The organism is Bacteroides caecigallinarum, from assembly GCF_021531075.1.
GTDB classification, from domain to species: Bacteria; Bacteroidota; Bacteroidia; order Bacteroidales; family Bacteroidaceae; genus Phocaeicola; species Phocaeicola caecigallinarum_B.
This window is the reverse complement of sequence record NZ_JADYTJ010000003.1, coordinates 32,101-52,021: the sequence shown is the minus strand read 5'-3', so window position 1 is coordinate 52,021 and position 19,921 is coordinate 32,101. Positions and strand designations below refer to the sequence as shown.

General features: G+C 39.5%; 20 protein-coding genes and 1 pseudogene. 7 read left to right on the top strand and 14 right to left on the bottom strand.

Translation table 11 applies throughout. From position 1 onward, the window contains the following. From I6E11_RS01490 to I6E11_RS01480, 3 genes are read left to right on the top strand one after another with little or no spacing between them, the layout of a single operon-like run. Entirely contained in the window at nucleotides 1-756 is a 756-nt protein-coding gene (locus I6E11_RS01490; protein ID WP_235336066.1) for an exodeoxyribonuclease III, read from the top strand. A 4-nt stretch (nucleotides 757-760) separates the two neighbouring features. Then, a complete protein-coding gene (locus I6E11_RS01485; RefSeq protein WP_235336065.1) occupies nucleotides 761-1,141 on the top strand; it encodes a diacylglycerol kinase family protein in 381 nt (126 codons plus the stop codon). 44 nt (nucleotides 1,142-1,185) lie between these two features. After that, a complete protein-coding gene (locus I6E11_RS01480) occupies nucleotides 1,186-1,746 on the top strand; it encodes a phosphatase PAP2 family protein (RefSeq protein ID WP_235336064.1) in 561 nt (186 codons plus the stop codon). A 2-nt stretch (nucleotides 1,747-1,748) separates the two neighbouring features. On the opposite strand, the gene I6E11_RS01475 is transcribed toward I6E11_RS01480, so the two are convergent. The 5 genes and pseudogenes from I6E11_RS01475 to I6E11_RS01455 form a co-directional block, all read right to left on the bottom strand. Next, nucleotides 1,749-2,537 carry a DUF1570 domain-containing protein gene (locus I6E11_RS01475; protein ID WP_235336063.1) on the bottom strand — a complete coding sequence of 263 codons (789 nt, stop codon included), beginning with the start codon at nucleotides 2,535-2,537 and terminating at the stop codon, nucleotides 1,749-1,751. Beyond that, on the bottom strand, nucleotides 2,534-3,370 hold the full coding sequence (locus I6E11_RS01470; protein ID WP_235336062.1) for a M23 family metallopeptidase: 837 nt from the start codon (nucleotides 3,368-3,370) through the stop codon (nucleotides 2,534-2,536). Before I6E11_RS01470 ends, I6E11_RS01475 begins: the two co-directional genes overlap by 4 nt. A gap of 101 nt (nucleotides 3,371-3,471) precedes the next feature. Continuing rightward, nucleotides 3,472-3,780, bottom strand: a pseudogene (locus tag I6E11_RS01465) (PD-(D/E)XK nuclease domain-containing protein); the annotation flags it as partial. Between the two features lie 6 nt (nucleotides 3,781-3,786). Beyond that, entirely contained in the window at nucleotides 3,787-4,506 is a 720-nt protein-coding gene (locus I6E11_RS01460; protein ID WP_235336061.1) for a TIGR02757 family protein, read from the bottom strand. A gap of 294 nt (nucleotides 4,507-4,800) precedes the next feature. Further along, on the bottom strand, nucleotides 4,801-5,370 hold the full coding sequence (locus I6E11_RS01455; RefSeq protein ID WP_235336060.1) for a bifunctional nuclease family protein: 570 nt from the start codon (nucleotides 5,368-5,370) through the stop codon (nucleotides 4,801-4,803). A 190-nt stretch (nucleotides 5,371-5,560) separates the two neighbouring features. Between I6E11_RS01455 and I6E11_RS01450 the strand changes: the two genes are divergently transcribed. From I6E11_RS01450 to I6E11_RS01440, 3 genes are all read left to right on the top strand, one after another. Next, on the top strand, nucleotides 5,561-6,076 hold the full coding sequence (locus I6E11_RS01450; RefSeq protein ID WP_235336059.1) for a UpxY family transcription antiterminator: 516 nt from the start codon (nucleotides 5,561-5,563) through the stop codon (nucleotides 6,074-6,076). A gap of 172 nt (nucleotides 6,077-6,248) precedes the next feature. Beyond that, on the top strand, nucleotides 6,249-7,562 hold the full coding sequence (locus I6E11_RS01445; protein ID WP_235336058.1) for a phenylacetate--CoA ligase family protein: 1,314 nt from the start codon (nucleotides 6,249-6,251) through the stop codon (nucleotides 7,560-7,562). Nucleotides 7,563-7,576: 14 nt separating this feature from the next. Beyond that, nucleotides 7,577-8,005: an ACT domain-containing protein gene (locus tag I6E11_RS01440; RefSeq protein ID WP_235336057.1), complete on the top strand. Its 429-nt coding sequence runs from the start codon at nucleotides 7,577-7,579 to the stop codon at nucleotides 8,003-8,005. 16 nt (nucleotides 8,006-8,021) lie between these two features. Here I6E11_RS01440 and I6E11_RS01435 read toward each other — a convergent pair whose 3' ends face one another. The 4 genes from I6E11_RS01435 to tamL all read right to left on the bottom strand — a co-directional run bounded on the left by I6E11_RS01435 (nucleotide 8,022) and on the right by tamL (nucleotide 12,907). After that, entirely contained in the window at nucleotides 8,022-8,411 is a 390-nt protein-coding gene (locus I6E11_RS01435) for a GtrA family protein (protein ID WP_235336056.1), read from the bottom strand. 85 nt (nucleotides 8,412-8,496) lie between these two features. Continuing rightward, nucleotides 8,497-10,260 (bottom strand): aspartate--tRNA ligase, encoded by a 1,764-nt coding sequence (gene aspS, locus I6E11_RS01430; protein ID WP_235336055.1) that lies wholly within the window; start codon nucleotides 10,258-10,260, stop codon nucleotides 8,497-8,499. A 65-nt stretch (nucleotides 10,261-10,325) separates the two neighbouring features. Next, nucleotides 10,326-10,568 (bottom strand): DUF6965 family protein, encoded by a 243-nt coding sequence (locus I6E11_RS01425; protein ID WP_235336054.1) that lies wholly within the window; start codon nucleotides 10,566-10,568, stop codon nucleotides 10,326-10,328. 29 nt (nucleotides 10,569-10,597) lie between these two features. Continuing rightward, nucleotides 10,598-12,907 (bottom strand): translocation and assembly module lipoprotein TamL, encoded by a 2,310-nt coding sequence (gene tamL, locus I6E11_RS01420; RefSeq protein ID WP_235336053.1) that lies wholly within the window; start codon nucleotides 12,905-12,907, stop codon nucleotides 10,598-10,600. 148 nt (nucleotides 12,908-13,055) lie between these two features. On the opposite strand from tamL, the gene I6E11_RS01415 reads away from it, so the two are divergent. Then, nucleotides 13,056-13,808 carry a TrmH family RNA methyltransferase gene (locus I6E11_RS01415; protein WP_235336052.1) on the top strand — a complete coding sequence of 251 codons (753 nt, stop codon included), beginning with the start codon at nucleotides 13,056-13,058 and terminating at the stop codon, nucleotides 13,806-13,808. Here the strand turns inward: I6E11_RS01415 and I6E11_RS01410 are convergent. From I6E11_RS01410 to ileS, 5 genes are all read right to left on the bottom strand, one after another. After that, nucleotides 13,805-14,179 (bottom strand): hypothetical protein, encoded by a 375-nt coding sequence (locus I6E11_RS01410; protein ID WP_235336051.1) that lies wholly within the window; start codon nucleotides 14,177-14,179, stop codon nucleotides 13,805-13,807. The genes I6E11_RS01415 and I6E11_RS01410 overlap by 4 nt on opposite strands. 1 nt (nucleotide 14,180) lies before the next feature. Further along, nucleotides 14,181-15,110, bottom strand: coding sequence for a DUF4296 domain-containing protein (locus I6E11_RS01405; protein ID WP_235336050.1), 930 nt, complete (start codon nucleotides 15,108-15,110; stop codon nucleotides 14,181-14,183). A 12-nt stretch (nucleotides 15,111-15,122) separates the two neighbouring features. Further along, nucleotides 15,123-15,755 (bottom strand): lipoprotein signal peptidase, encoded by a 633-nt coding sequence (locus I6E11_RS01400; RefSeq protein WP_235336049.1) that lies wholly within the window; start codon nucleotides 15,753-15,755, stop codon nucleotides 15,123-15,125. 111 nt (nucleotides 15,756-15,866) lie between these two features. Then, nucleotides 15,867-16,247 (bottom strand): TraR/DksA family transcriptional regulator, encoded by a 381-nt coding sequence (locus I6E11_RS01395; protein WP_204393956.1) that lies wholly within the window; start codon nucleotides 16,245-16,247, stop codon nucleotides 15,867-15,869. 70 nt (nucleotides 16,248-16,317) lie between these two features. Further along, nucleotides 16,318-19,803: an isoleucine--tRNA ligase gene (ileS, locus tag I6E11_RS01390; protein ID WP_235336048.1), complete on the bottom strand. Its 3,486-nt coding sequence runs from the start codon at nucleotides 19,801-19,803 to the stop codon at nucleotides 16,318-16,320. Between the last annotated feature and the right edge of the window lie 118 nt (nucleotides 19,804-19,921).

Sequence of the window (19,921 nt, the reverse complement as noted above, 5' to 3'; positions counted from 1 at the left end):
ATGCGTCTTATTTCATGGAACGTAAACGGAATCCGCGCATGCTGCGACAAGGGTTTCCGAGATTCATTCAAGGCATTTGATGCCGACTTTTTCTGCCTGCAGGAAACAAAAATGCAGGAAGGACAGTTAGACCTCAGTTTCGAAGGATATACATCATATTGGAACTATGCCGAAAAGAAAGGCTATTCCGGTACAGCTATATTCACACGCCATCAGCCACTGAATGTAACATACGGTCTAGGTATTGACGAACACGATCATGAAGGACGTGTAATCACACTGGAGATGGAAAACTTCTTCCTTGTAACGGTATATACTCCTAACTCACAAGACGGACTTAAACGTCTGGACTACCGTATGACATGGGAAGACGATTTCAGGGCATATCTACAGAAACTTGACAGCAAGAAACCTGTACTGGTTTGCGGCGACCTTAATGTGGCTCATAAAGAAATAGACCTGAAAAATCCTAAAACAAACCGCATGAATGCCGGATTTACCGACCAGGAAAGAGAAAAGTTCCAAACACTGCTTGATGCAGGTTTCATAGACACTTTCCGTTATTTTTATCCTGATATGGAGAATATATACTCGTGGTGGTCATACCGCTTCAAGGCTCGCGAAAAGAATGCAGGGTGGCGTATTGACTACTTCGTAGCATCAGCACGTCTGGCAGACAAGCTTCAGGGAGCAAAAATACATACCGAAATATTAGGTTCGGACCACTGTCCAGTGGAAGTAACCATTGATTTATAAGAAGATGAAGAACGACGGGTTTACACTCAGAAAAAGACTTAGAAGTTTCAAATTTGCCTTTAATGGTATAAAACAGCTTATCGAAAAAGAGCACAACGCATGGATTCACTGCTTTGCGACAGTATGCGTAATAATAGCAGGATTTGTGTTTGGTATTTCCAAAACCGAATGGATAGCCGTTGTGTTTGCCATAGGAACTGTTCTTGCAGCAGAAGCCGTAAACTCGTCCATTGAAGCTATAGCCGACCTCGTTTCGCCCGGATATAACGAAGCTATAAAACGTACCAAAGACCTTGCTGCAGGAGCTGTGCTAATTCTAGCTATAGCCGCAGCAATAGTAGGACTGATAATATTCGTTCCCAAAATCATGGAAACGATATGTTAATTCATAACACGACAAACATCGCTTTTAACAATTGGAACAAACTTATGATTAGAAGAATTACTATATTATTCATGGTGTGTGCATTGGCACTATCAATGAATGCACAGACATTGGAAGTGACCGGCAGCCGTAAAGCAGTACGAACATCGGGAGACGTGGGTGCAGTTCTTCTCCCAGTAGCCGGGCTGACAGCTATTTTGATAAACAAGGACTGGGAAGGACTTAAACAAGGAGTTTTTTCGGGCATCACTACACTTGGAGTGACATACGCACTGAAATATGCCGTAAAGAAAGAACGACCGGACCACAGTAATTTCCACTCCTTCCCTTCTATGCATACATCTGTTTCATTTGCTGCAGCATCTTTCATACAGCGCCGCTATGGCTGGAAATGGGGAGCACCGGCATATGTACTGTCAACGTATGTAGGCTGGAGCCGTGTCTACGGCAAGAAACACGACTGGTGGGATGTTGCAGCCGGTGCAGTTATAGGTACAGCCAGCTCGTATATCTTTACGCGCCCGTTTGCCAAGAAACATAATCTTACTATAAGTCCTGTTGCAGGTGACGGTCATTACGGTGTTTATGCTTCTATGAATTTCTGAAATTACTTATAAATCTTTTCAAAATCACTTTCGAAAGTTTCGAAACCACCGGGATAAGTGCGTGCTATTTTCTCTGATACTTTCGACTTATCCGTATTATCATGTAACAAATCGATTAAATTTACAAAAACCTGACGTGAAACGTTTTCTATCATGAAAGTGACAAGTAAATGTGACAGAATATAGGCATACTGTTCATCTGTTCTCTGCTTTTTCATGAAAAGCCTCCTGTCAGAATCTACGAATTTTCTTAAATCCATCTCGCCCAGCATATACATAGTGCGTATTCTACCCTTTTCGTACGATGTGATAGTATGTTTTATATCCTTTTTGCCAACCTCACAATTCTCGAAATACTCGCTCAGTCCCTCCATAAGCCACATTGGAGGATTTACATTGGTTATCTCTCTTGTAAAATAATGACTCAACTCGTGGTAAATGACAGGAAGCATTCTTTTGCGGTCTTCATCCATACCCAATATTACAGCTTCCTTTCTGTTATGCATATATAAGGCATTTACATTTTTCAACGGATGACGCTTGCTTACTCCTATAGTATCAAGATAGAACATTCCTTCGCTACGCTCATCAAATACCGTCAGCCTTACTCTCAGGCTGTCTTCCAGTCCGAACATGCTGTAAAACTCAATCTGGTAGTCCATCATGCGTTCTATCCGCATACGTTCCTTTTCCGTCAGGGCATCTCCTCCGTAGTCTATGATCAATCTTCCATCGGCAAATGAATACGACCCATATAATATGAACACTAAGAGTAATAATATATGCTTCATTTCCTGTTCTTATTTTTCAGATATCTTTTCTGTTCGCGTTTACTCATATCCTGCATTATCAGTTCATCATCAATTACTGCCGTGTATTTTCTTTTTTCCTCCATCTGTACATCACCTTCATCTGTTCTGAAAACAGGCATAAAATGAGAATATGGATAGCCTGTAGCCTGAAGAGACTCAAACTTATTCTCGTCGAGGAAAAAATATGAAATTGATACTGTCCATCTGCCAGCAATTCCTATAGGCTGACCGGTCATCACTTCCTCACCCGGCACGATAAAATTCTCATCCATACCAAGATAAGCAGCAAAGGTATGGTCGGAATGATATATCAGTAATTGACGAGGATCAGAAGTCTTGCACGCCATTCCACCTCTTGTGGAATACACTGTATCTCCCTGATGCATAAAGAAATTAAGAGTCTTCTTGCTTTCGCGTATATCTGTCTTCCATGCAGTCTTTACACCGTTCTTCACAGGAAGAGCATACGGACGTTTGACATCAAACTTTTCTACAAAGATTCCTCTATAAAACCTATATGACGAAGGATTCTTGAACGGATTATCGAAGTTCGATCCTTTTGGTATTTTAAATATAGTGTTTTTTCCAGGATGTAGTTCGTATGAACGGTCGTCTATACGATAAACGTAATAATCGCAAAAATCATTATTGGTATAAACCAAAGACAAGTCCTGATTTGAATTCCTCTCCCAATCCGATTCTATTATATTAAAAGGCTGCTTCATCATTGACATTAATGATTGAGCTGTGCTATTGCAGGTAAATAAAGAAAACAGCAATAAAATGCATGTTTGTGTTTTTCCATGTTTCATATCAAAAAAATTTATGTAAATTCCAAATTTTAGATTTATGGTTTCAAAGATAATAATATTTTTCAATAAATAATATTCTTTTTTTTTATTTAACATTTCTGTCATTCTCCTATCGTCCCTGTTTCGGAAGAGAAACTTGCACCAATCCTATACATAGCACGTGTATCCGAAGCGTACTCATATGCATAACCTTTTTCTTCTATCTGACGCTGAGCCCCATCTGCCGTTCCGTCAAGCTTGAACTCGAAGATATAAACATATTGAGGCGTTTCTATAACGCAGTCCACACGACCATGACTCTGCTACTCCACATAGACGGTATAGACGCTTATCAGGCGGAGAATCAGGTAGAATGTATATTGGAAATAACGTTCGCGCTCCCTCTCATCATCCTTGCGGCGCATAGTATAGGAGTTCTACAGTTCCCCTGTATCCTTGTTGTTAACCCCGTAACCGAACAATGAGAAATCTCCCATACAAGGGTCGCCGGGAAATATCTCTGCCAAGGCATTTGTTATTCTCTTGGCATTGGTGAGGGAAAATACAGGTTTATCTGTAAGTTCTAGAAGATGTGCCACACGGCACACGTGGGTGTCCAGAGGAATAATCAAGTCGGCTGCATCCATCCTTTTCCACACACCGAAATCTACAGGAGAATTCTGTCGTACCATCCAGCGCAGGAACATATTGAGTTTCTTTTGTGGAGAACGGTCCGACACTTCAAGAAATGCGCAGAGTTTCTGCATCGGTGTTCCTTTATATTCCAAAAGTTTATCCTCCAAAGTTTTTCCTTCCGAGTAAACAGAATATAATTTCTCAAGATAAAAACGAAAATCGGAGTGTGACACCATTCTGTAGAAACTATTCTTGTCATCTGTACGGAAATCATCCTTCCACTTTTCAGAAAGAATATATTTCAGAGGCGAATGTCCCATGATAGTATCAAGTTCGTCTGCCTTACGGAGTATCATCTTGCGGTTACCAAAACTTAGAACCGCTGTAAGCAGGCCTGAAATCTCAATATCACGCTGTTCGGTATATCTGTGAGGAAACTGTACAGGGTCGTCGGGAATAAACGATGTACAATGATAAGTGTATGCCCACTCTTTCAATAGTTTTATAGTTTCTGCTTCCATAATAATCTGTTTTTATACGTTTATAAAAAAACGCTTTGACGTTTTACATAAAATGTCTTGTCGTTTTAGTCAAAATGACTTGACGTTTTCCTTACGAAAATAAAAGGCATAAAAAAAGGGAATCTTCCCAGACTCCCAATCTTCATTAACCTTAAATCTAATACCATGAAAAACACAGTGCAAATATACGGGTTTTATGTTATGTAACACATAAAACATCGAGAAAAATTCGCATATTTAACTTTATTTTACAATACAATATTAAATAAGAAGTAAAATACATATTTATTAACATTATATTTTACCTTCTCTTCTTGATATCTCATCGCGCAACATTGCAGCTCTTTCATAATCTTCATTATTTATTGCCGCCTCCAGATCCATCTTCAACATATCAGTTCCTACTGAATTAAGAGGCATACTGAATCCTGAACCATCGGGAGTGACAGTCCTTATCTTTTCCTTCTCCAACAAATCTTCGAGTACATACACAGGAAAACCTATCTTTTGAGACAGTGACAATGCATCAGTAGGACGCGAATCGACTCTAAAAGTTGTTTTATCCTGACGTATAAAGTAAATATATGAATTGAAGATACCATCATGCACATCATATATCACAGCTTTTTCTACACTGATACCAGCCTCGGATAAAAGTGAAGAAACAAAATCGTAAGTAAGTGGTCGAGGAGACTTGATACCCAACATGCAAGACCTTAAATCAGAGGCCTCCCTGTCGCCAATAATCATTGCCAAACGTCTTTTGGTTTCATAACTGAAAACCTCCTCCAATATCAAAGCATGCGATGTAGAAGGTTTCAAAAGATCAGAAACACCTACTATTCTAATTTCTACTTCATTCATACATAACTAATTTATCATCATACAATACAACAAAATTAATAAAAAATACATACCATACAACATGAATTAAGGAATATAATAAGGAATACACGAAAAAAGTTATACCAAACAAAGTTCTTCTATTGATTATTATTTATACTTTTGTGATTATTTGCAATAATAAGTCTATCGAACTAAACAACATATATAGATGGAGACTGAAAACTGGTATGCGATGTATGTAAAAATGCATCACGAGAAAAAGACAGCAGAAAGACTTAACAGCATGGGGATAAGAAACTTTCTCCCTATACAGGAAACTGTAAAGCAATGGAGTGACAGGAAGAAAAAAGTAAAAGAGGTTGTCATTCCTATGATTATATTCATAAAGTGTGATGAAAAAAACAGAATAGAAGTCCTTAAAAGTTTACCGTCAGTGAACGGCACTATGATAGACAAAGCTACACATAAACCGGCCATTATAAGAGACGAGGAGATGGAAAGATTTATGTTTATGCTGGACTATTCGGAAAATTCTGTATATTTTACTTCTGAACAACTTAAACCGGGCGAGAAAGTGGAAGTAATAAAAGGTCCATTATGCGGACTAAAGGGAGAACTTATCAATATAGACGGAAAGTTTCAAGTTTCCATACGCCTGAATATGCTGGGATGTGCAATGGTAGAAATGCCGGCAGGATACCTCAAAAAGAGAGAGACTACATAACAAATATCAATTTGAAACATTACACTAATTATAAACAGCAAAAAATAGATAGTTTCTTGTATTTATAATGATTTTTTCTAATTTTGCAGTCATTCATGTTTCAATATGAGAACAAGAGCTCATTACGTGGCATATTATAGTGTATATATAAACCTTACAAACAATTATTATAATGGAAAACGACTGCAAATATCTCCATCCAGAGATGGAAACAATGACTAGAGAGGAAATAGAGAAACTACAACTGGAAAGACTGCAGAAGACAGTGAAGCACTGTATGAACTCTCCTTTCTATAAAAAAAGATTTGAAGAACACAATCTGAAACCTGAAGATATAAAATCACTTGAAGATATCAGAAAAATACCGTTTACGACAAAGCAGGACTTGCGTGACAATTATCCTTACGGACTGGCAGCAGTGCCATTGAAGGAGGTGGTAAGACTACACTCTTCAAGTGGTACCACAGGAACACCAACTGTTATACTCCACACACAAAAAGACCTTGACGAATGGGCTAATGCGGTGGCAAGGTGTCTGCACATGGTGGGATTAAGAGCGGGTGACATATTCCAGAACTCATCAGGCTACGGTATGTTCACTGGAGGACTTGGTTTCCAATACGGAGCAGAAAGACTGGGGATGCTTACAGTACCGGCAGCAGCAGGAAATACCAAACGACAGATTAAATTCATTACCGACTTCGGAACAACTGCCCTCCATGCCATTCCAAGTTATGCGGGACGTCTGCATGAAGTTATGGAAGAGATGGGTATAGATCCGGTTAAAGATACAAAACTGAGAACACTGATAATAGGCGCAGAACCACACTCCGATGAACAAAGGAAAAGAATAGAAAAGATGCTAGGAGTGAAAGCATACAACTCGTTCGGCATGTCGGAAATGTGCGGTCCGGGAGTGGCTTTCGAATGCACGGAACAGAACGGTCTACATATATGGGAGGATTACTATATAGTGGAAATAGTAGACCCGGAGACTCTTGAGCCTGTGCCCGACGGTGAAGTGGGTGAACTTGTACTTACCACCATTAACCGTGAAGCTATGCCACTACTGAGATACAGGACAAGAGACCTTACAAGGTTCCTTCCGGGAGATTGCAAATGCGGACGACACCACAGACGCCTGGACCGCATGAAAGGAAGAAGCGACGATATGATCATACTGAAGGGTGTAAACATCTTCCCTATCCAGATAGAAACTATTCTTATGCAGTTCAAGGAACTTGGTTCTGACTATCTGATTACGCTGACAAACCTGGATGCAAACGACGAGATGACGGTGGAGGTGGAACTGAACGAATTTACAGACGACTTCGGCTCACTGCAGAAGCTTACAAAAGAAATTACACGTCAGCTGAAAGATGAAATTCTGATTACACCAATCGTGAAACTCGTACCAAAGGGAAGCCTGCCAAAACAGGAAGGAAAAGCTGTGAGAGTGAAAGATTTACGAAAAACATTAATTTAAAAGACATATATACCATGACAGTACATCAATTATCTGTTTTTGTAGAAAATAAATCGGGAACACTGCTGAAAGTTCTCGAACTGCTGAAAGAAGCTGAAATACAGTTAATAGCTTCAACTATTTCCGATACAGTGGAATACGGAATATACAGAATAATATGCTCTGATCCTGAAAGGGCATTTCAGACACTGAACAAGGCAGGAATATCTGCCAATGTTTCGGAAGTTTTTGCTATAACACTAGACAATTATCCAGGAAGAGCAGCAGATGCCATAAAAAGCTTTACTGATGCAGGCATAGGCATATCATACCTGTATTCATTTCTTCTTGCAGGAAAAGGAATTCTAGTATTCCGTACTGACGACACAGAAAAGACCAGAGATGTAATAACAAAAAACCAGATGAGCTATCTTGAGGATAAGGATTTGAACAATATGGCATAGACAGATGCCATGTTACTCACTTGAAAGTTATCATTTTATTGCTTATAAAGTTTACAGCACCATATACAAAAAGCCCGAGAAACTGAGCCAGATACTCATTAAGGTGAAGAAGTTCCACCAATATAAGAAGGAACACAAACTGGGCGCTGTATGCCATGACAAAAGCTATAAGGAAGAACAGTATCTGACGCTGGATGCTGTTCTTTTTTGTTTCCCTATCAAGAGGAAATATCCAGTATTTGCACCATAGAAAATTGTTTATCTGAGCAGCAGTATAAGCCGTAATATTGGCTATCATATAGTCAATACCGCATATATGCATAAGTACCCACACCACCAATGCAGCAATCATGGCATTTAGGGTACCCACAATGATAAACCTTATGATACGTACTGTTTCTTTCATCAATTAAAATCAAAAATATGGCACGGAAACAGGTATAGCCAAAACACACCTATATCCGTGCCTTTATATGATATAAAAAATTTTATCAGTTCTTTTCCTTGATATCAACTATCAGATTAAGTTCGTCAAGCTGCTTCTGGTCAATAAATCCAGGAGCATCAAGCATAACATCTCTACCAGAGTTGTTCTTAGGGAATGCAATACAGTCGCGGATTGAATCCAAACCGGCAAAGAGTGATACCCAACGGTCAAGACCGTAAGCCAGACCACCGTGAGGAGGTGCACCGAACTTGAATGCATTCATCAGGAAGCCAAACTGTTCCTGTGCCTTTTCTGGAGTAAATCCGAGGATTTCGAACATCTTGGCCTGGAGCTGAGAGTCATGGATACGGATAGAACCACCTCCTACTTCAACACCGTTTATAACCATATCGTATGCATCAGCACGTACTGCAGCAGGATCTGTGTCAAGAAGCGCGATATCTTCATCCTTAGGATGAGTGAATGGATGATGCATAGCCATCAAGCGGCCTTCTTCTTCGCTCCATTCGAACATAGGGAAATCAACCACCCAGAGACAAGCAAACTTGTTCTTATCGCGCAATCCCAACTGATTACCCATTTCAAGACGTAATTCGCAAAGCTGCTTGCGTGTCTTCATCACATCGTCACCGCTAAGGATAAGAATCAAGTCACCCGGTTTAGCTCCGAATGCTTCTTTCATCTTCTGCAGAACTTCCTGTGAATAGAACTTGTCAACGCTTGACTTCACATTGCCGTCAGCCTCAACACGTGCGTAAACCAATCCCTTGGCACCAATCTGAGGGCGTTTCACGAAGTCAGTAAGCTGGTCAAGCTGCTTGCGTGTATATGTAGCAGCACCTTCGGCACAGATACCGCCGATGTATGCAGCATTGTCGAATACTGAGAAACCATAACCTTTCAGAACATCCATCAACTCTACAAACTTCATTCCGAAACGCAAATCAGGCTTATCACTACCGTAGTATTTCATTGCGTCTGCCCAAGGCATACGGATGAAAGGTTCAGTAAGCTCAACACCGCGCAATTCCTTGAACAAATGCTTGGCCATACCTTCGAATGTATTGATGATATCTTCCTGCTCAACGAAACTCATCTCGCAGTCAATCTGGGTAAATTCAGGCTGACGGTCGGCACGAAGGTCTTCATCACGGAAACATTTCACAATCTGGAAATAACGGTCGAAACCAGAAACCATAAGCAGCTGCTTAAGTGTCTGTGGAGACTGTGGAAGTGCATAGAACTGTCCAGGATTCATACGTGATGGAACGACAAAGTCGCGGGCACCTTCAGGAGTAGAACCGATAAGCATAGGAGTTTCCACTTCAAGGAATCCCTTGCTGTCAAGGTAGCGGCGTACTTCCATTGTCATGCGGTGACGCAATTCCAAATTCTTGCGTACAGCTGTACGACGAAGGTCAAGGTAACGGTACTTCATACGAAGGTCGTCACCACCATCAGTATTGTCTTCAATAGTGAAAGGAGGAGTCTGAGCCGAATTCAGAATGTTGAGCTCAGAAACGATGATTTCAATATCACCGGTAGGAATATTATTGTTTTTGCTTGAGCGTTCGTTCACGGTACCTTTTACCTGAATAACGAACTCACGTCCCAGATGATTAGCTTTTTCACAAAGTTCGGCATTAACATCTGTATTGAATACCAACTGTGTGATACCATAACGGTCGCGGAGGTCAACAAATGTCATTCCTCCCATTTTGCGTGTACGCTGAACCCATCCGGAAAGCGTTACATTTTTGCCAGCATCGGCAAGTCTCAACTCGCCACAAGTATGACTTCTAAACATATTATGAATATTTTAATCTTTTGAACGACAAAGTTAGTACATGTTTTTGATTTATGCAATTATATTCAGTTTTGAGTTTCTTCCAGCTTATTCTTAAGACGTTCAAGCAGATAAATAGGTCCCTGCATTTTAGGATTGTCGCAATTTATATCTGCCTGCACAAATAGTTTAGCAAGAGTATCCTTAAGATTAGGAATATATGTTGCTTTATCCAACTGAATAGAATCGGGTATTTTTTTGCCGTTAAACCATTCTTCCAGTTCTTTCAGTTCATCACGTGTATAAATTTTAGAAACAATCTTTGCCATATATCTTTTACAATTCTAAACATATTTAATTAAAACGGATATCCCACAGCGAAATGGAAAGCAAAATCTCTTGACAAATCCGGATTAATAACAGGGAATCTGTAAATTCCTTTACCCATTGGATTTATAGCTTTCATACCACCATCAAATCTTAAAATAAGGAAGTCAAGGTCGAAACGTATTCCCAATCCATAAGAAACGGCTATTTCTTTATAGAAACGGTTGAAAGCAAACTGTCCTGTAGAATCGGAATACCTGCTTTTCAGAGTCCACACATTTCCGGCATCAATAAAAGCTGCCGCGTTCAATTTCCAGAACAAGTGTGTACGATACTCTACATTCAAATCAAGCTTGATGTCTCCTGTGTGATTAACATAATCAAGCGTTCCCGACTTTCCGCTGTATCCCCCCGGGCCTAGAGAACGTACACTCCATCCCCTCACACTGTTTGCACCTCCTGAAAAATAGAGCTTTTCGAAAGGTAAACTCTTAGAGTTTCCATAGGGTATTGCCACACCTGTTCCAATATGGAAAACCAATGAGTTCCTATCATCTATCATGATGTTCTTTGCATAATCCAAGTCTGCCTTAACATATTGGGCAAAACTGATATTACCCATTCTGAAAGATTCTCCGTCGGATGGTTGCTTGTGAATCAACTTCGAGAAACCATAAATGAGATTTCCGGACTCCTCTATATTAAAACGGATGGAATAGGAACTTTTCTTCGCTGTCTGCTGCGTGGAAACTCCTGCACTATTATATGTGTAAGTATATCCCAGTCTGACAATAAACAAATCCTCATAACTGTATCTCAACAATGGATTTATCTCATCCATATAATCGAGATACTCAATAAAAGTCTTCGACCTGTATGGCATATAGATATAGTTTATGTCAAGTACATCAAGTCTGTGGCTGGCCCTTTTTCTGCTATTCCACCTGTAACTCCATGCCGCAGATGCCAGTGTTCTTTCAAACTCAGGTCTGATCTGCCAATTATATTTCGCACTGACCTGCGACCTGGCATTCACACTTTTCTTGAAATCGGACTTTAGGAAAGGAAACATAAACTCAGGAAATTCCAGTCCTGTCTCTATTCCGTATTCTGTATAATTATTATTGGCATATCCTTCAAGCCCGGTAACAGCCTCGTACGCTCCTCTGACCTTGATATTAAAAGTTTCTGAACCTTTAAACAGATTTCGATGTGTATAAGTAACAGATGCAGCCGCCCCCAAATCGCCGGCAGAGTTTGTTCCCTCTACCTGAAAAGAAAGTGTCTTGTTTTTATTCCTTGATAAGGAAACATATGCATCCAGATACGATGTATCATTCTCAAGATGCTCTACAAATCTGATATTGGAATATTTCAGTATACCAAGACGCGATAAAGATGTATAAGTAGACATCACATCACGATTGGAATACAGTTTTCCGGGAATAAGCCTGTTGTGAGAAGAAATAACACCCGGACGAAGGAACAAGTCATCATCGTACAATATATTTATGCCATCGTATTTTATAGTATCAGACATATTGCCTGACTGAACACCAGGAACATTATCAATATCCATAAGATAGTTCACATTCCTAATCATATACTGACGATGTAAAGTACCTTCGTCACCAGTACGTTCTGTATTCAAATCGATATTCATCAGCAAATCTATCAGAAATGTACCGTTTACCGTATCGGCCTGGAAAGTTATATAATCCTTATTGAACCTGTAAAATCCCCTATTGAGAAGATACTGGGTAATTCTGTTTCTCTCCTCTTCCAAAACATTTACATTAAAACGCATACCTTCCTTCAGACCACTGCCGATGGAATCATTCATAAGCAATCCTCTTATGACATAGTCCTGGATATTATAACTTATTTTTGATATATTATACGGTTTACCTGAAGATATTTTATAATTTACCTCCAACTTTTTGTTCTTGATTTTTTCTTCAAGAGTGACCTGTGCACCAAGATAACCCTTGTTTTGAACTGCACTTAGAATTTGCTTGCGTGTTTCCTCTGCCATTTTGGAATCATAAATCCTTGGAGCATCTCCCACCTTACGGAGAATCCGGTTAATCCACTTGGTAGAATCTTTACCGGACGAACAATATATATACATTGGTAATTTTACGAGACTGAACCATTTGGCATTCGGCCGTTGACGTACATACGAATACATCTCGGATGACTTTAACTCTTTATTGTCACTACTGATATGTACTTCATCGAGCATATATTCTCCCTCCGGTATAAATTTGCTTACAGAACATCCACTGAGCACAAATGCCACAGTTACAATATATATATATATGCGAAGCAAATTAACCATCAAGACAAGCAATTTTATTTGCAAATGTACACAAAATTCCACTAACGGCATAAATGAAAATGTAAAATATCCAATTATAAACATCAAGATAACCAATAATTGAAAATATCTTCTTAGATTTGCCAATGAAATAGTTCAAATTCACTATATGATAAGTAAGAATAAAATAAAATTTATACGTTCGCTTGAACAGAAAAAATTCAGAAAAGAGAATGGAGTATTCTTGGCAGAAGGAAACAAATTGGTATCTGATCTTTCTGATTTCTTCAAATGTAAAATACTGGTAGCCACACAACAATGGCTGGATTCTAACAGAAACATTATAGCTGATGAAAAAATATATGTAGAAAAAGACGAGCTTTCACGTGTCAGCCTACTAAAAACGCCTCAAGACGTTTTGGCCGTATTCGAAATTCCGTCATATACATTATCAATGGATTGTCCCAGAAACGAGCTATGTCTGGCTCTGGATGATGTACAGGACCCAGGCAATCTTGGAACAATCATTAGGATAGCGGACTGGTTTGGAATTAAAAATATATATTGTTCGCACGGAACAGCAGATGCATTCAGTCCAAAAACGGTTCAAGCCACTATGGGAGCTCTTGCAAGAGTAAAGCTTCACTACTGTAATATCAAGGAACTTATTTCAAGCCTTAATGATGTGCCTGTTTTCGGAACATTCCTTGATGGTGACAGCATATATAACAACACTCTGTCATCTAATGGACTGATAGTTATGGGAAACGAAGGAAACGGTATAAGCAAAGAAGTTTCGGAGCTTATCAACAGAAGAATCCTTATTCCCAATTATCCTCAAGGCAATGAAACTACAGATTCTCTTAATGTTGCGGTTGCTACAGCCATTGTGTGTTCAGAATTCAGAAGGCGTCAACTTTAAAGCAAAGGCAAAACCCGGCTATCTTCTGCAAAGGAAATCTCAAAAACATTAAATGGAGTTATATAATATGCTTTAAGAATAAGGGGTGTTTTATTATATGCAGACGATAAAACACTCCTTATATTTTTTCCCTCATCAACACTAATTACAGTAGTTTCTGAAGAAATATTCAATTCCTTTTTAAATGATATTACCGGGACATCGCACGATAAAACAATCAAGCCATTTAGCCATTCCGTAAAACTGACTTCTTCAGTAAATGGGAAGTACCTTGTAACGGCACCAGTTATATCGTCAATCTCTACAACATGATTTTTCAACAACAGATTCAAATGTGAGATATACAATCTGTGAGAAGCAAATCTTTTCATGTTATTCTCCTTTAGCCGGTTTCAAAGCTTGAACATTTTCTGTACGAATTTTCCTTTCAGAAATTTTCACCTCTTCCCTTTTCTCTATACTGTTTTTTTCCTTTATACTCTCTTCCGGTTTGTTCTTATTACTGCTTACTGACTGTACAGAAGATGGCAATGAGGATTTAAAACTGTTCTCTCTATAACGTACCAATTTTATATTGTTCAATAACAGAGATACATCAGCACTATCAGGATTATTGAAATAAACAAATCCACTTACACTTTTATACTCATAAGCCGAATCAGATTGCAGAACCAATTGTTCTTTACCGGAACGGTCAATAACTTTAGATATACCTAAAGTGCTGTCGTTCTTGAATGTTATATTAACTGCAACTACTGCTTTAGCTGCATTTTTCTGATAAGACAAGAAGTTATAATCTGCTTCAAAAACCAAAATATCCCTTTCATGGAATGTTGTGTCAGCCTTAAGGTCGAAATTAAGCCTGTTCGTCAAAGGAGAGGTTGTAAGCCAATAAAGATTTCTGTCCGACCATACGTCTACAGAATCCCCTGAAAGTGAAACCGTAATCTGTCCACTGCGTTTATTCAGTTCAGATCTCATTTGTTCTTCCGCCAGTTCGTATCGTTTCTGCAGATTCTTATATATATCAGTCAAAACCGTACTATTTCGTGTATACCAAACCATAGAAGAATCAAATTCAGCTTCAGTAACCCCATGTTTATCGAAAACATAATTCTTATATGATTCACGTTTATACCTGTCGGAATAACTCAAGTCATTGCCCATAGTAAGAGCCAAATGATAATCATACAGAAGTTCTTCCATTTCGGATGGCTGTATAATATCATCAGGTATTTGCTTTCCGCAAGCAACTCCCATAAAAACAGTTCCCAAAAGCAACAAACGTAAATATTTGTTCATAAGATATAAGTGTTATTTCTTTTCGACATGTGATAATGAATTCAAGTATCCGCTATAGAAAATAAGCAAAGCTATTATTCCACAACTTATAGCAGCATCTGCAAAATTGAATATAGGGCTAAAAAATATAAAATGCTCCCCACCAACAAAAGGCATCCATTCAGGCCAATATGTATCAATTATAGGGAAATAAAACATATCAACTACCTTGCCGTGAAGCCAATCAGAATATCCTGTGCCTATTGGGACAAAACTTGCAATCTGTGTTCTTGTACTTTCACTGAAAATCTCACCATAGAACACACAGTCAATAATATTTCCTATTGCTCCGGCCAATACTAATGATAGGCACACAATATACCCATTTTTTACTTTATTAGGCTGTTTCACCAACTTACATATGTACCATGTAATTAATATTACTGCTACAATACGGAATATGGTGAGAAACAGTTTGGCAAAAATCTCCAGTCCAAATGCCATTCCGTTATTTTCAGTAAAATAGATATAAAACCAGTCTGTTATCTTATAATTCTGATGCAAAGCCATAGTTGTCTTTACCCAAATCTTGATAATCTGGTCTATCATCAACACTACAGCCACAATAACGATAGCCATCCTACCTTGAGAAAATTTATTGTTCATACAGAAAAACTATGTATTATTAAAAACTTAATGCACTATGAATTGTATAATTACCCTAAAAAATTGAGAATCGAAAAAATTTCGATTCTCAATTACATAAAACAATAAAAATTACTTCTTTCCTTGTTGTTTTGCTTCAATGCTTAATGTGGCATGTGGTACTGCACGAAGACGTTCCTTAGGTATAAGTTTACCTGTTTCACGGCAAATACCGTATGTTTTGTTTTCTATACGTACCAAAGCTGCCTGCAGGTTCTGAATAAATTTAAGCTGACGAGATGCCAGACGTGTTGTTTCTTCCTTCGACAAAGTGCTGGCACCTTCTTCCAATACTTTATACGTAGGTGATGTATCGTCTGTATCATTACCGTCAGCATTCATAATGCTGCTTTTAAGTTTCTCATAGTCGCGTTCTGCGAGCTGAAGCTTTTCCATTATAATGGCACGGAACTCTTCGAGTTCTGCGTCAGAATACCTTGTTTTCTCAGCCATAGTGTTTAAGTTTTAAAATTAATAATAGTACCTGCCAGATGTTACAACACCCAGCAGATGAGAACATTTATCACTGTTTGGTAACCTTCACAAACAGAGAGAAGTCGTCAAAGTTAAGTTCTGTACCTTCGGCAACTTCATCTGCCAATTCAAGTGAGTTAGCCAAAACTTGGTTGCAAATATAATTATTATATTCATTTACAGCATCATCAGTGTTGGAATTTCTTGATAAAGTGATATTTATTTTATCAGTTATTTCAAATCCGCTACTCTTTCTGATGTTCTGAATACGATTTACAAGTTCACGTGCTATACCTTCGCGTCTGAGTTCTTCAGTTATAGTCACTTCAAGAGCTACAGTCAGACGACCTTCGTTGGCAACAAGCCATCCCGGGATGTCTTCGCTGAAGATTTCAACATCGGCAGTTTCGATAACGGCGTTACCTCCGTCAAGAGCAAATGTGTAAGAACCGTTCTTTTCAAGTTCTGCAATAGCTTCCTGCGACATTTCTGCAACAGCAGCGGCTACAGCTTTCATCTGTTTTCCGAACTTAGGACCAAGTTTCTTGAAATCACACTTAACTTTCTTGACCAATACGCCTGACGCTCCTTCAACGAACTTGATTTCCTTAACGTTTACTTCACTAAGGATCAAATCCTTAACAGCCTCGATATGACGTTTCTGATCTTCGTCAACAACAGGAACCATGATACACTGCAGCGGCTGACGCACCTTGATATTAACCTTACGGCGAAGTGCAAGCACCATTGAAGTGACATCCTGTGCCATCTGCATACGTGCTTCAAGTTCCTTGTTTATCAGACTTTCGTCAGCAACAGGGAATTTAGCAAGGTGAACAGAAACCACATTGTCGCGTCCTGTAACATTTACAAGATCCATATACAGACGGTCTGCATAGAACGGAGCTATAGGAGCCATCAGTTTGGCAACTGTCTCAAGACATACATACAGAGTCTGATAAGCAGAAAGCTTGTCTGTTGACATTGAACTTCCCCAGAAACGCTTACGGTTCAGACGTACATACCAGTTACTCAAATTGTCGTTCACAAAGTCTGTAATCAGACGACCTGCCTTGGTTGGTTCATAATCATTATAGCAAGCATCAACATCCTTAATCAAAGAGTTGAGCAATGACAATATCCATCTGTCGATTTCAGGACGTTCTTCCATCGGTACATCTTTCTCTGCATAGCAGAAACCATCGACATTTGCATAAAGTGCAAAGAATGAATATGTATTGTAAAGTGTTCCGAAGAATTTACGTCTCACTTCGTCCACACCTTCAGTATCGAACTTCAGGTTATCCCATGGAGAAGCATTTGTAATCATGTACCAGCGCAATGGGTCTGAACCGAACTTTTCGATTGTAGCGAACGGATCTACTGCATTACCAAGACGCTTAGACATCTTGTTACCGTTCTTGTCGAGTACAAGACCATTAGAGATAACATTCTTATAAGCCACACTGTCGAACACCATAGTAGCGATTGCATGAAGTGTAAAGAACCATCCACGAGTCTGGTCAACACCTTCAGCAATGAAATCGGCAGGATAGTAAGTACGGTTGTCAACTATTTCCTTGTTTTCGAACGGATAGTGAAGCTGTGCATATGGCATAGCACCAGAGTCGAACCAAACGTCGATAAGGTCTGATTCACGTTTCATCGGCTTGCCGCTTTCAGAAACCAGAATGATATCGTCAACGTAAGGACGGTGCAGATCTATCTTATCGTAGTTTTCCTTGCTGTACTGTCCTGGAACGAAACCAAGTTTCTTATATGGATTTTCTGTCATGAAGCCAGCAGCTACAGACTTTTCTATTTCATTATAAAGTTCTTCTACAGAACCGATACACAATTCTTCGCCTTCATCGTTACGCCAGATAGGAAGCGGAGTACCCCAATAACGGGAACGGCTCAAGTTCCAGTCGTTCAGGTTTTCAAGCCACTTGCCGAAACGTCCTGTACCAGTTGATTCTGGTTTCCAGTTGATAGTCTTGTTCAATTCTATCATACGGTCTTTAGCTGCAGTAGAACGGATAAACCAGCTGTCCAACGGATAGTAAAGCACCGGTTTGTCTGTACGCCAGCAGTGAGGATAGTTGTGTACATGCTTTTCAATCTTGAATGCCTGATTGTTCTGCTTCATCATCATGCAGATATAGATATCAAGCGATTCTGCAGCCTGAGCAGCTTTTTCGTCATATTTGCCGTCAACAGTGAACTGAGGGTCGTATGCATTCTTAACCCAACGTCCCTGATATTCTTTGTAAGCGTCAACATTTACACATTCCTTCACGAAAGCCTCATCAAGTTCGTCCAACAAATAGAACTTACCTGTCAGGTCAACCATAGGACGAGTCTCGCCCTTCTTGTTGATCATGAACAATGAAGGAATTCCTGCGGCACGAGCCACATTGGCGTCATCAGCACCGAATGTAGGAGCGATATGTACGATACCTGTACCGTCTTCTGTTGTTACATAATCACCAGGGATTACGCGGAAAGCCTTAGCAGATGCCTCAACCCATCCATCAGCTGTAGCCTCAACAGGCTTAACCCATGGTATAAGCTGTTCGTATTCCATACCTACAAGGTCAGTACCCTTGTACTCGCCTACCACCTTGAACGGTATAAGTTTGTCGCCCGGCTTATAGTCTTCAAGAGCTATTTCTTCTGCTTTCTTGTTGAAATGAGTATATAGAAGAGCTTTAGCCAGAACCACAGTCATCTTTTCGCCAGTATAACCATTGTAAGTCTGCACAGCTACGTAGTCAATCTTAGGACCAACACAAAGAGCTGTGTTTGAAGGCAAAGTCCAAGGAGTAGTAGTCCAAGCAATGAAGTAAGGGGTACCCCACTGTGCCATTTCAGGTTTAGGATTCTTCATCTTGAACTGTCCGACAACAGTTGTATCCTTCACATCGCGGTAGCAACCAGGCTGGTTTAGCTCGTGCGAGCTAAGTCCTGTACCGGCAGCAGGAGAATATGGCTGTATGGTATATCCTTTGTACAGCAATCCTTTTCCATAAAGCTGTTTCAGAAGCCACCACAAAGTTTCGATGTAACGGTTATCGTATGTGATATAAGGATTTTCAAGGTCTACCCAGTAACCCATCTTGTGAGTAAGGTCAGTCCATTCCTTAGTAAATTTCATGACGTCGGTGCGGCAATGATGATTATATTCTGCCACTGAGATAGTTTTACCAATATCCTCCTTAGTGATTCCAAGAGCCTTTTCCACACCAAGTTCCACAGGAAGTCCGTGAGTATCCCATCCTGCCTTACGCTTTACCTGAAAACCTTTCATGGTTTTGAAACGGCAGAACGTATCCTTAATAGTACGAGCCATAACGTGGTGAATACCCGGCATACCGTTAGCCGATGGAGGTCCTTCATAGAAAACAAACGAAGGATAGCCTTCACGTTCAGTCATACTCTTTGAGAATACATCATTCTCATCCCATTTCTTCAGCACTTCTTTATTCACCTCAGACAGGTTCAGCTGAGAATATTCAGTAAATTTACTACTCATAGTTTTATGTTGTTTTATCTTATTATCTTTTATCCAGGCTACAGCCTTCCCAAATTTAGGCTGCAAATTTATAAGAAAAAAATAGATAATTAAAAGAAAAGTGGATAAGTTTATGATT